11 protein-coding genes and 2 pseudogenes are annotated in these 14,900 nt (G+C 42.3%); 4 read left to right on the forward strand and 9 right to left on the reverse strand.

The window, feature by feature from the left end:
* Nucleotides 1–52 precede the first annotated feature (52 nt).
* Complete coding sequence (locus tag AB6C75_RS10385; RefSeq protein ID WP_372107716.1) at nucleotides 53–1,261, reverse strand: DUF3541 domain-containing protein; 1,209 nt, start codon at nucleotides 1,259–1,261, stop codon at nucleotides 53–55.
* A gap of 273 nt (nucleotides 1,262–1,534) precedes the next feature.
* On the opposite strand from AB6C75_RS10385, the gene AB6C75_RS10390 reads away from it, so the two are divergent.
* Nucleotides 1,535–2,890, forward strand: a complete 1,356-nt coding sequence (locus tag AB6C75_RS10390) for a diguanylate cyclase (protein ID WP_372107717.1) — start codon at nucleotides 1,535–1,537, stop codon at nucleotides 2,888–2,890.
* Between the two features lie 164 nt (nucleotides 2,891–3,054).
* A complete protein-coding gene (locus AB6C75_RS10395; protein ID WP_012600290.1) occupies nucleotides 3,055–4,626 on the forward strand; it encodes a DEAD/DEAH box helicase in 1,572 nt (523 codons plus the stop codon).
* A 916-nt stretch (nucleotides 4,627–5,542) separates the two neighbouring features.
* On the opposite strand, the gene AB6C75_RS10400 is transcribed toward AB6C75_RS10395, so the two are convergent.
* Nucleotides 5,543–7,075, reverse strand: coding sequence for a DUF3612 domain-containing protein (locus AB6C75_RS10400; RefSeq protein ID WP_372107718.1), 1,533 nt, complete (start codon nucleotides 7,073–7,075; stop codon nucleotides 5,543–5,545).
* A gap of 170 nt (nucleotides 7,076–7,245) precedes the next feature.
* Here AB6C75_RS10400 and AB6C75_RS10405 point away from each other — a divergent pair, with 170 nt between their 5' ends.
* Nucleotides 7,246–7,848, forward strand: a complete 603-nt coding sequence (locus AB6C75_RS10405; RefSeq protein WP_372107719.1) for a hypothetical protein — start codon at nucleotides 7,246–7,248, stop codon at nucleotides 7,846–7,848.
* Nucleotides 7,849–8,136: 288 nt separating this feature from the next.
* On the opposite strand, the gene AB6C75_RS10410 is transcribed toward AB6C75_RS10405, so the two are convergent.
* From AB6C75_RS10410 to AB6C75_RS10435, 6 genes and pseudogenes are all read right to left on the reverse strand, one after another.
* Complete coding sequence (locus AB6C75_RS10410; RefSeq protein ID WP_372107720.1) at nucleotides 8,137–9,153, reverse strand: GGDEF domain-containing protein; 1,017 nt, start codon at nucleotides 9,151–9,153, stop codon at nucleotides 8,137–8,139.
* Between the two features lie 405 nt (nucleotides 9,154–9,558).
* Nucleotides 9,559–9,771 carry a cold-shock protein gene (locus tag AB6C75_RS10415; protein WP_004730009.1) on the reverse strand — a complete coding sequence of 71 codons (213 nt, stop codon included), beginning with the start codon at nucleotides 9,769–9,771 and terminating at the stop codon, nucleotides 9,559–9,561.
* A gap of 361 nt (nucleotides 9,772–10,132) precedes the next feature.
* Nucleotides 10,133–10,432, reverse strand: a pseudogene (locus tag AB6C75_RS10420) (amidohydrolase family protein); the annotation flags it as partial.
* A pseudogene (gene codB / locus AB6C75_RS10425) lies at nucleotides 10,395–10,547 on the reverse strand (cytosine permease); the annotation flags it as partial. The pseudogenes AB6C75_RS10420 and codB, both read right to left, overlap by 38 nt.
* 725 nt (nucleotides 10,548–11,272) lie before the next feature.
* Nucleotides 11,273–12,496, reverse strand: a complete 1,224-nt coding sequence (locus AB6C75_RS10430) for an HlyD family secretion protein (RefSeq protein WP_372107721.1) — start codon at nucleotides 12,494–12,496, stop codon at nucleotides 11,273–11,275.
* Nucleotides 12,490–12,840: a hypothetical protein gene (locus AB6C75_RS10435; protein WP_012600300.1), complete on the reverse strand. Its 351-nt coding sequence runs from the start codon at nucleotides 12,838–12,840 to the stop codon at nucleotides 12,490–12,492. Before AB6C75_RS10435 ends, AB6C75_RS10430 begins: the two co-directional genes overlap by 7 nt.
* A 134-nt stretch (nucleotides 12,841–12,974) precedes the next feature.
* Here AB6C75_RS10435 and AB6C75_RS10440 point away from each other — a divergent pair, with 134 nt between their 5' ends.
* Nucleotides 12,975–13,982, forward strand: coding sequence for a helix-turn-helix domain-containing protein (locus tag AB6C75_RS10440; RefSeq protein WP_372107722.1), 1,008 nt, complete (start codon nucleotides 12,975–12,977; stop codon nucleotides 13,980–13,982).
* Between the two features lie 6 nt (nucleotides 13,983–13,988).
* Here the strand turns inward: AB6C75_RS10440 and AB6C75_RS10445 are convergent, their stop codons facing one another.
* Nucleotides 13,989–14,891 (reverse strand): urea transporter, encoded by a 903-nt coding sequence (locus AB6C75_RS10445; RefSeq protein ID WP_372107723.1) that lies wholly within the window; start codon nucleotides 14,889–14,891, stop codon nucleotides 13,989–13,991.
* Between the last annotated feature and the right edge of the window lie 9 nt (nucleotides 14,892–14,900).

The following is a 14,900-nucleotide window of genomic DNA, read 5'->3' on the forward strand; positions in this document are numbered from 1 at the left end:
CCTTGAGAGGTTTGCGGCTTTTTGGGTTCTAAAATCAACTTAAGTATTACTGCTAGTGCTTCAGCGGTTGATTTTCAACTAGTCCGTAAGGGATGTTAGTAAACACTTTAGGGTTACCTTCATAAGTTGGTGCTTCGTTCACTTGCTGCCAATCGAGTAGCATGATCGCGAGTACGTTGCGGTGCTCTCCATATTTGAGATCAAAATCACCGGTGACCGAAGGGATCATGCCTTTTGTCTTATCGATAGATGCCTGGATTGCGTGCCTAGTTTTCTCTACAACCGGGTCACTCTCTAGACCGGCTAATAAGAAAGTCAACCCAACCTCAGCAATCACATCCTCTTTAGCTCGTAACAGGATCGTATCGATGTTTTCTCTGAAGTAATCGTAGATCCATTGGTGTTCTTGCTCGCTTACTTGGTGCTGGTAATACTCAGAATCTCCAAAAATCACATGTGTCATACCATAGATTTTATTGCCGTATTGCTGGCTTGAAAGCTTCTTGTCTTTATCGTCTGGGTAGGCTTTTTTGAAGGTATCGACAAATTCATCAACGACATCTTGTTCACCCAATTGGCGTAGCCAGTAAACTTGATTAGCGAGTTGGGCTGCCCACGCTTTCACCATATCTTCATTGGTCACGTATCGTGAAAAGTCATAACGACGAATGATTTCACGCAGTTTGGCATCGTTCTTGTGTTCTAAACCGTACTCATTGGCGCGCGCCATAGAGCCGAGAAGGTCAACACCAAGATATAGATATTCTGGCATGTGCTTGGTGATGTTGTAGCGTCGAACACTACGTTCATCGCTGTCGCCAACATAGGAAGCAACACGCTTTTCTGAGTACAGTACGATTTGTTCCATGGTGTGAACATCATTCGACAAGCGGCTGAGCTTACTTGCTACACGTGCCATGTCACTCCATACCGCGGCAGAATATTTGTCGTCTAATGTTTGTCGATACATACGCAAACCATAGTGACCCTCTTTGAATGCAGGCAGAGTGTAAAGTTGGCTTTCGTAGGTTGTGCGAATCAGATCGGCGGATTGTTTAAAAGATTGCTCTTGAGAGTCGAGAACACCAGCTTGTAATTGAATACTTGGTACGCTTGTTGCTTGTATGTTAACAGGCTCTTGTATAGTAACAGTCTGTTGTGTGTCAAAAGCCGTTAGCGTATCTGAAGTAGCTTGTGCGTGAACCGCAACCGCAACTGAGATTGATAACAATGTGCACAGAGTTAGCGTTTTTAGCTTCATGTTCGTAAAGTACCAAGCTGATTAATTGTGAACATAAAATAACACTCATGAATCTTTCAATGTAAGGTTTTGGTCAATACATTGTAATCTTTAATAAGATTGATTCGATATTTGGTTCAGTAATCAATGTGTCTAATGGACTTTAAGTGATGAATGACTCAATAATGAAATGAGCACTAGGCTAAGTGTATGTATTTAAATAGCTTAACGGCATACTTAAAGAGTTAGTCTGATATGAGCAAATTTAAGAACAAAAAGGTTTAGGGGGTCTGAATGCCAAGTGGTTCTAGCAAGCAATGGCCTGCCAAATTATTATCTTTACTGTTTTTTTTAGTGGTAATGAGTGCTATCGAGTTTTTTCACTCTAAAGAGTTATCCTACCTGAAAGATGAATCCTACTCTGAGGCAAAAAAGCAGCTATCGATCATTCGTTCTCGAATCGAAGCCGCGATCGTGTCAGATATGTATATCCTCAATAATTTTTCGACCTTAGTGACCATAAACCCTGATGGTGAGGTGAAAAATTGGGACAAGATTGCTGAAAGTATTATTAAAGATGGTTTCCATATTCGTCTTATTGGGCTAGCCAAAGACGACATTCTAAACTTTGTTTACCCTATGGAAGGCAATGAGCAGATTCTCGGTATTAATTATCGTGATTATCCAGACCAATGGGAGTCTGTTGAGATAGCCCGTAATCTTGGCAACACCTTTATTGCTGGTCCTTTTGAGCTGTTTCAAGGTGGCCAAGCTATCATTACGCGAACTCCGATCTTTCGAGACCCGCCTTTTAACGAAGACTATTGGGGTGTATCCAGTGCCGTTATTAGTTTAGATGAGCTGTTTGAAGATGTCGGAATTGAGATACTCGAAAACAAGTATAAACTCGCGATTCGCGGTGCAAACAGTTCGGGTAAAGATGGCGCGGTCTTTTATGGCTCTCAGGACGTATTTGATAATGCTTTTGTGACTGAACAGGTGAGCTTTCCATACGGTGGTTGGTACCTTGCTCTCTCTGGTAATGAGCATGTGTTGATGGATGTGCAGTGGTATCGAATTCAAGCAGTAAGGTTGGTGGGTTACACCATAATGTTAGTGCTGGCGTTTGCCTTCTTTACTATTTATCGCCTGTACCGAATTGCAGATAGTCGCTCTATGCATGATGAACTCACCATGCTACCTAATCGTCGATACTTTATGTACAGCCTAAAGCAGGCGTTCAAAGTCACCCAAAAGCAGAGAGCAAGAACCTTTGCTGTGGTAAATATCGATCTTGATGGCTTTAAAGCGATCAATGATACTTTTGGGCATGCGGCTGGCGATCAGGTGCTTATTGAGTGTGCTAATCGCATTAAGAGCGAGTTACGTGGTTCAGATATCGTTGCGAGAATCGGTGGTGATGAGTTCTTAGTTTTGTTACCACGTATTATTGATGATCAACATGTATCGTCGATTGTAGCTAAACTTCGAAGAGCGATATGTAGCACACCTGTTGTTTATGATACGCACTCGATTTATCTTCGAATTAGCGTTGGTTGGGTAATTCATAGCAATAACTACAGTGATGTCGATGCACTACTCAAAGCAGCTGATGAAAAAATGTACGAACAGAAACGACAAATTTTATAGGTTGGATTGGATCTGTTATTAGAATTTAGTTGCTGAATGTGGGGAAAAGCCTCAGAATACCGCGCTTTGCTCTTTATCAATCCTATTGATGAGCGAAAGCTGTAGCAACGACTTCTTTCTGCGCGTTGCTCATACTAAATGTTATTCAACTGAGAAAATAATCTATGAGTTTTACCTCCCTTGGCCTTTCTGAACCGATCCTTAAAGCTATTGAAGCACAAGGTTACGATAAGCCATCACCAATCCAAGAGAAAGCCGTACCAGCTGTCCTAACGGGCAAAGATGTAATGGCCGCTGCTCAAACAGGTACAGGTAAAACTGCTGGCTTCACGCTACCTATTCTTGAAATGTTATCAAAAGGCCCTCGCGTACGTCAGAACCAAGTTCGTGCACTAGTGCTAACACCGACCCGTGAACTTGCTGCGCAAGTGAATGGCAGCGTAGTTAAATACGGTATTAACTTACCGCTTACTTCTACGGTCGTGTTTGGTGGCGTGAAAATTAACCCTCAGATGCAAAAACTTCGTAAAGGCAGTGATGTGTTGGTGGCAACACCGGGTCGTCTACTTGACCTATACAACCAAAATGCAGTGCGTTTTGATCAGCTAGAGATTCTAGTATTAGATGAAGCTGATCGCATGTTAGACATGGGTTTCATCCGCGACATCCGTAAGATCTTGGCTTTCCTACCGAAGAAGCGTCAGAACTTACTGTTCTCTGCAACGTTCTCTGATGATATTCGTAGCTTGGCTAAAGGCTTAGTAAATAACCCAGTTGAAATCTCGGTAAGCCCTGCAAACTCAACAGCACCCACTGTTGAACAAAGTATTTATCCAGTAGATAAAAAGAAAAAAGCGCCAATGCTAGCTAAGCTGATCAAAGATAATGATTGGCGACAAGTGTTGGTGTTCAGCAAAACAAAACACGGTGCAAACAAGCTTGCTCGTTTCCTTGAAGAACAAGACATCACTTCTGCTCCTATCCATGGTAACAAGAGCCAAGGCGCGCGTACTAAAGCCTTAGAGAACTTTAAAACCGGTAAGGTACGAGTACTCGTAGCGACCGATATCGCTGCTCGTGGTATTGATATCCCACAACTTCCTCAAGTGGTTAACTTCGACCTTCCAAACGTATCAGAAGATTACGTTCACCGTATTGGTCGTACTGGCCGTGCTGGTGAAGTGGGTAAAGCAATTTCATTGGTTTGTGCTGATGAAGTGGGTGAGCTATTCGGTATTGAACGCCTTATTCAACAAGTACTGGAGCGTCGTGAACTTGAAGGTTTTGCACCCGTAAACAAGTTACCAGAATCTCGCTTGGATTCGCGTCCGATTAAGCCTAAGAAACCGAAAAAGACACGCGAACACTCGGATGGCCAACGTTCTGGTGAGAATGCTCGCGGCCATAAGCCAGCAGGTAAGAACAAGCGTCATGTAGCAGGTAATGGATCTGCTCCAAAGCGTAAGCCTAACTCAGGCAACAAAGCTTCAGACAGCAACTCTGCAGCTGCTGGTGATGATAAGTCTTTAAGAAATAATGGCAGCAACTATAAGCGCGGTAATAAGCCTTCTACGAATAGTTCTGGCAAGCCAGGTGGTGCAGGTAAACCTAAAAAGTCAGGTTTCGGTGGAAGTAATGGTTCGAGCAAACCGTCTAACAAGTCAGCAGGTAATAAGCCTACAGGTAACAAACCTTCGCCATCTAGAAGCCGTTCTAAGCCTGCATCTCAGAAATAGTAGCTCTTTGGTAGACAGAACGTTGAGCAGATAGCTTTGCAAAGATTATGTAACGAGATCGCTTCGTAAGAGGGTTCTCGTTCATTGACGATTTCCTGCTATCGAACTCGAACAAGCGCGAATATTGAATTTCAATGTTCGCGTTTTTTTATGGGTGTAATTAGGGCGTGTTGACCTTTCGCGGTTAAATTTTGTTCGAGCTAAAAGTGTTTTAATCGCGGCGAGGGGGAAGTCGCCTAGTCATTCTAAGCAAATCTCCCTCAACAAAGAGTAAAACGCTTTTAGCTGAACCCTTTGGGCAGCGTTTGCTGGTCATTTCTACTACGTTATCGGCTTCTCATGTAGGCTAGCTACACATCGAAACCTCTGCCTTGTATAAATACCCAGCAACTCGCTGCAAAAATCAGCTCGAAAGATCAACACGCCCTAAGCAAACAAGAAGAGGTTTCTTCAGAGTTGAAGCTATCGAATTTATTGAAAAGTAGGTATTTATAGGAAGAGAAATTAATCTTTAATGATCTATTAATAACAACATAATCACTAGCGATTTGTTGGGTTTTGCAATTTGCAATTTCAGTTTGCAAAACAAACAGGCATTTATGGCGAATACGTGTTCAGATGCGTAGTAAATACGTATATTTAAAGTTGGCACGCATAGTGCATTAGTAATAGTGACCCTTCTTAAGCCGAGGGTCACCTAGCCAACTGACGTTGTTAGTGAACCCATATTGTTCACACAAAATATATGACCAATCACCCTTTTGTGATTGGTTTTTTTTTGCCTGAATTTTGAGTTCTACTTGTTGGTATTACTTTTTATTAATTGTTATTACTACACTTATTATTAAGTGCAGTTAGCTAAAGCAAAACAAGCAGAGCACGACAATTTACTAATCATGCTCATACCATTCTTGCGCTAACACTCACCACACTTTGAGTAACAGCTTGGTTGGCGCGGGCATTCTCCACCTCGGGAGCAGATAAGCCTAGCCTCTGTCTCAATCCCACGTTCAATCCAATTTATATTTAGAATCTTGGCTATTGTCGTGAGATCTTTCTTGATGTTACGCGGGATTACCACAGAGCCACCATTGTTAACGCATGATGCTTTAAGTTGCTCTGCAATGTCTCTTGAATTACCGCCTTGTGCATCAATTGCAGGGTTAAGGTCTATGCCAGCACACAATACGCGATTGTTACCTGCAGGATCCGTCATATTGATGGATTCACAACAGTAGATTCTTGGTTCATCACCCACATTTAAAATAGATATTTGAGCCGAACTCCCTGCGCGAGGTTCTGACAATCGACGAAACATAGCCCAATGTTGACATGGGTCGGCAACAGTTCTCATATTTCCCCAAGGCAGTGGAATCCCGTTCCCGCGGTACACCGCCTTGAGTTTCCCTGGCCCATAAGCATCAAAGTAGTGCCAGTGAGGGTAGGGCGATACTACCGTCATTCGACGCATAGCAACAGAGGGGGAAACCCCCGCTCTTTTGTGAACGTCGATTTCGTAACCAGTGCGGTCAAGCAACTGTCTAAATGGAACTTTCGGGCAAAGAAGTGCGCCAGCAAAGAAGCTAGATTCAAAGTCTCGCCATGCTTGAAGAATATCTTGAGAATTAAGTTGCGAAGAGCCTGAAACCTGGTTGTCGTCCCATGTGTTGTTGTTGCCGACCGACAACACACTCTTTAAGCCTTCTTTGCTATGCAGAATACAATGGCCAATATAGACCGATAAATCGTATTTCAGACGAGTGGGGTACTCTTTCAGGATTTCATTTAAGAAGATTGTGCTAGGAGGTTCAAAGAACGAAGTGACTAGCTGTTTGGCATTAATTCCGAGTTCATCAACAACGTCTTTCGGTGTGCGTGTTACCCAACGGATGTTAATTCCTAGGCTTCTAGCGATGTCTATAAGGTCTTCTACGCTGAGGTTAAGACGTTTCAAGCCAACTTCTTCCGCTGCGCGCTCAAGGTCAGGGAAGTGGTTTTGATTGCTTTCTTGGTGTGCTCGAATCAAGAGGTGTGCAAACTGGCGGCCTGAGATCCCCGTTTGCGATAGCATCTCTGGAATTGCAATTTGCAGGATGTCGTTGGAGAAAAGAAAGCTAGGCTCGAGTGCCATGCCACTTATCCCACCACGATTCCCTTTATCAGGAGCAATGGCTTGTTGTTCAGATTCGTCGTCAAGGAACCAGGTTGGGTTCTTCTGAAAGACCTGCGCGATTACTTCTAGCATATCGATGCTTGGGACGCGCTTTCCACGTTCAATCATTGAAAGGTAAGAAACGGAAGGTGCGTATTCTGGGTTGATTCTAATACAACGCGCAGACAGATCTTCCATCGTTAAATGGTTACGTTTTCTTAGGTTACGTATTTTCGTACCTAGGAAATGAGACTGACGAACTAAACTTTTTGACAAGGCCATATTTGTAAAATTCACATTGTAAAATTTTTGTTGTGAAATTGTAGGCAAAAAAGCGCTAGTCTACAAACGAAGCAATTCACAAAATGACAAATAAGTTAAACGTTAGTTTGGAATAATTGCTCTAGGACACATTTTTGCTATAAAAATCGGTGAATGTTCACCGGGTTGGTCAAGAGGGAAAGACTATGAATATGCTGACATTCGATAAAACAGAAATCCAAAAACAAACAAAACCATTTATCGCTGAAGCTGTCTTTGCCGTGGAGACTATCAGTGCCAAACAGCAAACTGAGAAGCAACTCAAAGCGAAGCAACTGCTAGACAGATTGTTTCCATTAGAGAACGGCTCACATCAAGATGTAACGAGCTATGTAGTTGATTACCTTCATATCATGGCTTATTTCAAAGATGGCCAACACAGTGGTCTAAAGCATCCTAAGCAGTTTGTAGCTTACATGGGTGAGAAGTGTGACCCAGACTCAATCTTGTTCCGAGATAGCAGTGGAAGCCATTTAGAAGTGATGTTTGGTTGTCATAAAGGGACGGGGTGTATTGAATTGGTCGATATCGATGATATTCAGTTAGAGTCGTGCACCACGTTTGGTCAGTCGCCAATGGAAACGGTACAAACGAATACGGAGCGTCAAGGCATCACTACAGCAATACGTCACTGGATCAGCCTAGTTCAAGGTGATGAGAAGGGTAAACCAAAAGCATGCAGCGAAGACAAAGAGTTCCGAGCTAAGAGCGGTGAGGATTACTGTCTTAACTATTGCTACGCCCTTTAATGTCACAGCTACATCTTTGGTATTTATGAAAGATGTAGAGCTAGACGTATTTAGCAATTAAACACTGACGACTATGCATAAACGACAAAGCCCCAACGATTAACCTACTGGTTATTGATTGGGGCTTTTTGCTTTCGATGTCAATTACGAGTCTATTTTTGTGCCTAGAGCCTAGAGCCTAGAGCCTAGAGCTTAGAGCTTAGAGCTTAGAGCTTAGAGCTTAGAGCTTAGAGCTTAGAGCTTAGTAAGTACGCCGTTAAACTGTAAATTTGTTTAGATGATTGTAGACTACAGCGGCATCACTCTATTTCGACCAAGTGACTTCGCTTCGTAAAGTAGCTTATCAGCGCGTTCGATCAGTGATTGTGCCGATTCACCGGGTTCAAGCTCAGCAACACCAAACGATGCGGTGATGCTACCTACCTGTTGCCCGCTACGACGATCTTTAATCGATAGCTTTTCTAGAGAGCGGCGGTTGGTGTCTGCAAGCTGACGTGCAATGCGTAATGATTTGTTTGGCACGATTATCGCGAACTCTTCACCACCAAATCGGTAAGCAGAAATACCTTCACGGCACATTTGTTTTAATTTGCGCGCAATGCCTTTAAGAACCATGTCGCCAAATAGGTGGCCATAAGTGTCGTTGAAGTTTTTAAAATGATCGATATCGAGAAGAATTAAACACAGAGGTTGTTTCGCTTCACATAAGGTTTCTATATCACGGTCGAAAGAGCGACGGTTATAGAGTGTCGTTGTGCTGTCAAAGAGTGCATCTTTCTGCACTTCTACCAGCTGAGATTTTAGCTTAGTGATTTCTGATGTTGCAGAATTTAACTGAGAATTTAAAAATTGAGTAGAGTGACGAATATGACGAGATTCCGAAACTAACTGACGAACTAAAGACATGACTTCATCGATCGATAAATTTTCATTGTCAACGCGGGCCAAATCCTCGAAGCTTTTATCAATCATCTCAGAAAAAGCAGAGGTATCGGTCAGTGTGTCATTCATCGAATTCGAAACTTCCGAGACCAACAATTCTAAATTAGCGCGGAGGTCATTGATATTGGTTTCAGACTTGCTAGCAACATAATTATTGTAAAGCTGCTCACCAACGGCTGGAGGACAAATGCCATAGTATTCCAAGATACCATCCATGTCTTTAGTCAGCTGTGGGATAGCATTGTCAATATAGGTGTACCAAAGTGCATAATTTGCAGGTGTCGTAGACACCCGGTTCTTCATCATAAGAGGCACCGCTTTTTTTAGATTTGCGGTGGATTTTTGAAATTCGTCTTTTTTCATGATTTTTACTGCAGATACCAAACTAACTAAGCCACTGCGACCAAGATTAGCGGATTTTACCGATCTTTGCTTTAAAAATTATATAATTAATGGATGAGGATTGGGTAAACAACTCATTTTCATTATGGAAATCGATTGCATATTTATATCGAATAATAAATAGGGTGTTATTTGACCAAAGAGGAGAGATCCGGTTTAGGGGTTGATACGGCTGTTGGTGAGGGTTGGCTGCAATACCAATCGCGGTCAATAATGGGTTAGCTAAGCTAGTTCAAACACTCTACCGAAAAATGGGTAGTACGGGTGAGTGTGGAAGCGATAGTAACTCAGTGGAAGTTTTATTTCAGGCATAAAAAAGCGCCGATAAAAATCAGCGCTTTAAAATTCTTTTTAGCTAAAAGCTAATTATTGAGCAACAACGTTTGCTGCTTGTAGGCCTTTTTGACCATTTTCAACTTCGAAAGAAACCTTTTGGCCTTCTTTCAGAGTTTTGAAACCTTCAGAAGCGATAGCACGGAAGTGTACGAATACGTCAGCGCCGCCGTTGTCTTGAGAAATGAAACCGAAACCTTTCTCTTCGTTAAACCATTTTACAGTGCCAGTATTTGTGTTAGACATAATTTGTCCCTTATTCATAAATTTTCTAAATTGTTGATTGCATTACTGCAATGCGCTGATAATTGAATTATTTAATATTGCTAAGAAATAAGGAAAAACTACTTACAAAAACGGGTAACGATTTTACATGTCATTTTTTACTATTCATCTAACTTAAATAACTCCGGCTAACAGAGCGAGTGCATGTTAACACAGTCTTTCGGGTTGTACACTCATTGATTGATAAATCAGCGAGTTTTTTTGTCATGTTGCGCTCGTTAACAAAAGCTACCTACAACAGCTGATAGGTTTATAAAGTTACACGCCATGACAAAGTAAAAAGGAAGCCTAAGCCTCCTTTTCTTCGTTAGTATAGACGATATTATCGTTTGAAGTTGATATCTTCAGTCTTATCTAAATTAATTTTAGTCTTAGCTGGTTGAGTCTCTGCGATTATTTTTCCGTGGCGAATAGAGTACTGCACTGGAACTTGGCGACGTACTGCATCAAAACCGTTATCTGCAGGAAGAATTAGTAAGCTTCCTGGCTTACCTTCTTCAATGCCGTAGTTGTCTTGGATATGCAGTGTGCGTGCTGAGTTCTTGCTGATCAAATCAAGTGAGGTGTTGATTTGGTCGTAGCCCATCACTTGCGTTACGTGCAGTCCCGAGTGAACCACCTGTCCACATACTTGCAGAGAAGAAAGTGAGTCCAAGCATTACCATGGTGAGTGAAGCAACTCCTTTCCTAGCCGATGTTGGAACCGGCCCAAGACTGTAGTTATTATCCGCAGCCATTTTTTACCTCCGCAATTGTTCAAAATTAAAATTAACGGTCGCCGTATTGCAGGCAAACGTGCGCATTATCGTGATATAAATAACATAGTCAATGCTAGTTTTGTTAATAAGCCATCTATTAAGGCAGTTATGTTAAAAATAGACATTTAAAACAGAAGGTTACTTTTCATATTTATTATTAAAAATAATTAGAAAACGTTTTCTATGGCGTAGGTGATGAGCCAGAATTGAACTTCACTATGAATGCTAGCGATTATGACTATGAATGGGTGTCTGTATATTGGATGGACGATGTTTCTTAAATTGCAGGCAAAAAAATGGCCAATCGCAATACTCGCAATTGGCCTATATATATCGTGAACAAGAAAGGTTCACTAACAACGTCAGTTGGCTAGGTGACCCTCGGCTTAAGAAGGGTCAATATGTACATTGCAGTTAGTGTGCCAACTTTTAAAGCAACGTAAAATGGGTGTTTTATAGCAATTTGGTGCGTATTTAAACGGTTTGCTTGCATTTTGGAAGTTGGCAGTTGCGTTTTGCAATTGCATTTTGCGATTTGTATTGCTTGTCATTAAGGAATAAACGATAAAAGTGAATACTGAATACTGAATACTGCTTAGTTTTTTGATTTTTGCTGCTCTGTCTGCAACTAACGGTAAAATAGATAAAAAGCCCGTGCGATCTCAGATCTCACGGGCTTTGTATCGTTTTATCTAAAACAAGTATTAGATCGAGTAGAAGAAATATAACTGGGACTTCATTCTAATGATGATCCCGCGTATTACGTCTAGGAACGCCATAAAGCTGATAGGCTTCTCACCGCTTACCCAAGCTAACCCTACAGAGCCGACTGGAATATCGTAACCTTCCGCCTCGTCAATTTTTAAGCGGACAAAGTGGTGCTTGTTCTGAAGGTTTCTACCTGTGGTGACACGAACTTGTTCATCAATACCTAACAGGCTAGCTTGTGCTTCACCCGTCGCTTCAACAATGCCTTCTACGGTTGCGGAGAATATCTTGCCTGGGTATACCGCCGTTGCAAACTCAGCAGGCTGGCCCACTTTTACGTTACGAATAGCTTGGTGATTCACTCGCATTAACACGTATTTTTCTTCAGTGTACATTTGGATACGAGGCATCATTGATACTCGCTGTCCTTCACGAAGAATGAAGTTAGTTACAAAGCCGTCAGTCGGTGCTGTTACTTTGGTACTGTTCAAATCCCATTGAGCTTGAGCCAATGTTGCTTTTGCTGAATCTACCTCAGTTTGTTTCTTACTGACGTTGGTTTCTGCTTTGTGGATGTTTAACTTCGCGTTCTCGGCGTCGACTTCTTTTTTACTCAGTTGAGATTCCAAAGTGGTGACGTTATGCGTTGCTAAGTCTACCTTGGCCGTTTGCTGGTCTATGTCGGCCTCAGTAATCGTATGTTCAACAACATTGTTTTGTCGCTGGTAACGAGAGAGAGTCTTCGATTGAAGGACTAAGTCTGTTTTTGCTGATTCAATTTGTGCGACAGAGGCTTTGATATCTTCAAGCGCTGACTGATAGCTTACTTTAGCGATGCTCACTTCTTGGTGAGCGGTATCCAAAGCAACGTTCGCCGATTCAAGTTGCACGTTAGCCTTATCTCTTGCAATAACATATTTGGTGTCATCAATTTCGTAAATGAGCTGACCTTCAATCACGTCTTGGTTCGGTCTAATGTGAACCTTGGTTGTTTTGCCTGACACATTGGTTGAATCTGGACGTAGCTGAATGTGTGGTGATTGAACGACTGAACCTCCAGAGAGATCCATCGGAGTGTAGTTAATGAGTCCAACCCAAACAAACAATAACCATGATGTACCACCTAGATAAGAAAATGCTTTGGTGCCCTTATTCCATGGCATACCAATAAGCCTAAGTAGATAGATGAACAGTGCCCACAGAGCTAAGCCTTCTAACATGTTTGGCTCTCCCCATCTTGATCATTTTTAACTTGTTGTTCTGTTGGTTCCGCAGGTGCTTTCCATGTGTCTCTCAGGTTTATTATGGCTTTTTCCATATCAACAAACGCTAAAATGACGGCAAGTACCCATACCCAGTGCCATATGAAGCCAATCCAAGTTAAAGCTGTGATTAAACCGAGCTGGTGATGCTCTTTACTGTGGGCTTTATTGATTGGTAATTCATGAACACGCCAAAAGCCGTAACATGCAGCTGCGATTGTTGCGACCAACACAACGCCAGCTACGACGTGTAATGCGGTGTCTGCGCCTGTTCCAACAAATGGGACACTTAGTAAACTCATTGATCAACCCTAAGTAAAATTTGAACGCCGAGTGTGATGGAAGTTGGATTTACAGGTTGTAAATTTACTAATTACTTCGATAATGGCAATTATATGATTTGATCTATGATCTCCTTTCTAAGGGTTAGCGACGAATGAACAATTGTAACTTCTTAAGAGCGTTAGGGGTTTTGGGTATTTATCAACACGCTGTCACAAACCCTGTGGTTAATACGGAGCGTTTAGGTATTCCGAAGTCTGTATTTACTAACTCAATGAATCTTATTCCGGTCAATGAAGTCGATAAATGGTATGGGTTTCTTGAACAGCAAACTAATGATCCAGATATTATTCTGAAACTGTCTGACCGAGTGGATATTGAAAAATTAGGCCCGTTAACCAACTGGTTTTTTTCTGGACATGATCTTGCTTCTACGATCCGTCGAGTGAACATTGGCCTGCACTGTTTACAGTCTGGTGCGTTCTTATACGGTGCACAGGTAGGGACAATGATTAAATGGTGCTACGACAATCCTGCTTACTCAGAAACGGGTAAAGTGCATGACTCAATAAGAGTCGCGGTTTTCATTATGAAGATTTTACGTCGATATTTGGGTGATGACTTTAAACCCGTCGCGGTTTCAATAGCCGGTCGTCGAGAGAATGTTGACCTCTACCATGAATATTTCGGCTGTACGATTCAATGGGGACAGCCTCGCACAGAGGTTTGGATCCCGAGTGAATCGAGGTTATCCATCAATCAATCACTATCGAACAGTAAAGCAAATCTGGCGATGAACTTTCATGACTTGGATAACTATCTAAACATGCCAGATGCTGGTGATGAACATAAGGTCACCTATGAGATGATCAACTACAGTCGCCACTTTGGTTTACCAACCCTTCACAAGGTTTCCAGTTTATTAGGGCTCTCTGAGCAGCAGTTTCAACGCCGTTTGCATAAATCGGGCATCAATTTTTCTACCATTATGGGGTATGCGTTAAGCAACGTGGCGGTAGAGCTACTGATGTATTCAGTGCCAGTGGAAGAGGTCTCGAAGAGGTTAGGTTATACCAACGTCGCGAGCTTTAATCGGATGTTTAAGAAACATCGAGGTTTGACGCCTAAGCAGTATATTGAGCGTTTTGATAGTCAATACTGATCATCATTAGTCTTCATCTAGCTTTTTAAAATGAGTGGATAGGTAAACGATTATCCAAGTGCTAAGGACAAAAGGCGCGGTAAGTGGTAGCAGTGACAGTTCATGAAAACCAAGTGTGATGAGACAGCTCAACAGCATGCCTAATAGGATTAACGGCCAAGGAATTCGCGGATAGAGCACAAGTGCTAGAGTGGCAAGAGTGGCGTTGTACCCGTAAAGACCTTGCTCAATTAGCGCGCCAGAAGCGCCAATCATGTGGCTAAAAACAGTGCTGATTAACACTGTGAGTACTACCCATAGCGCATGCTTGATATTGTTGAGTGCGATGGCAACCAAGATGACTAGACCCGATAGTGCATTATCGATAAAGCTGACTTGGCTGATCCCTTTCAATAACGGGAGCACCGCTGTTGGTAAGCTGAACCACGAGCCTACCTCAAGACTGATGATGGGTATCAATGCGGAGTTGGATGGCGAAAATGCCGATAGATCCAAGGCTGATTGGATAGCATAAATCAGCCAACTGGTGAGGATAAAGGCACTAGTGTAACCGCGATATTTCTTAAAACTGAATACGATGCGGGCAATAGGTACTGTGAGTAATGCGCCTAACATTGTCACTACAACCAAAAATGGGGTGACACCAAAAAAGTTACCGATAAATAAACCAACTAAAGCGCCATTTAGCGCATACATGCCATTCTCACTATCATGAGACGGTTTATTGGTCAGTAAGGCAAATCCGTAGCTGCAACTGGCGCCAAACAAGGTAAGAAAAGCCAGCGCAAGTGACTCAATAGAAATGGCAAACAATAGCAGAAGCGACGTCATAACAGACGGTGTGAAATAGACTTGCCCAATGCCATTGAGCAAGCCTTCAAATGGTAGAATATCCTTATTCGTTCTCATCGTCTGACT

This window comes from Vibrio sp. 10N.237.312.B06 (assembly GCF_041464685.1).
Lineage (GTDB): Bacteria > Pseudomonadota > Gammaproteobacteria > Enterobacterales > Vibrionaceae > Vibrio > Vibrio tasmaniensis_A.

Excerpts from the sequence above, each read along its gene's own strand:
- AB6C75_RS10385 (WP_372107716.1), bottom strand. The coding sequence starts at position 1,261 with ATGAAGCTAAAAACGCTAACTCTGTGCACATTGTTATCAATCTCAGTT.
- AB6C75_RS10390 (WP_372107717.1), top strand. The coding sequence starts at position 1,535 with ATGCCAAGTGGTTCTAGCAAGCAATGGCCTGCCAAATTATTATCTTTA.
- AB6C75_RS10395 (WP_012600290.1), top strand. The coding sequence starts at position 3,055 with ATGAGTTTTACCTCCCTTGGCCTTTCTGAACCGATCCTTAAAGCTATT.
- AB6C75_RS10405 (WP_372107719.1), top strand. The coding sequence starts at position 7,246 with ATGAATATGCTGACATTCGATAAAACAGAAATCCAAAAACAAACAAAA.
- AB6C75_RS10410 (WP_372107720.1), bottom strand. The coding sequence starts at position 9,153 with ATGAAAAAAGACGAATTTCAAAAATCCACCGCAAATCTAAAAAAAGCG.
- AB6C75_RS10415 (WP_004730009.1), bottom strand. The coding sequence starts at position 9,771 with ATGTCTAACACAAATACTGGCACTGTAAAATGGTTTAACGAAGAGAAA.
- AB6C75_RS10430 (WP_372107721.1), bottom strand. The coding sequence starts at position 12,496 with ATGTTAGAAGGCTTAGCTCTGTGGGCACTGTTCATCTATCTACTTAGG.
- AB6C75_RS10435 (WP_012600300.1), bottom strand. The coding sequence starts at position 12,840 with ATGAGTTTACTAAGTGTCCCATTTGTTGGAACAGGCGCAGACACCGCA.
- AB6C75_RS10440 (WP_372107722.1), top strand. The coding sequence starts at position 12,975 with ATGAACAATTGTAACTTCTTAAGAGCGTTAGGGGTTTTGGGTATTTAT.
- AB6C75_RS10445 (WP_372107723.1), bottom strand. The coding sequence starts at position 14,891 with ATGAGAACGAATAAGGATATTCTACCATTTGAAGGCTTGCTCAATGGC.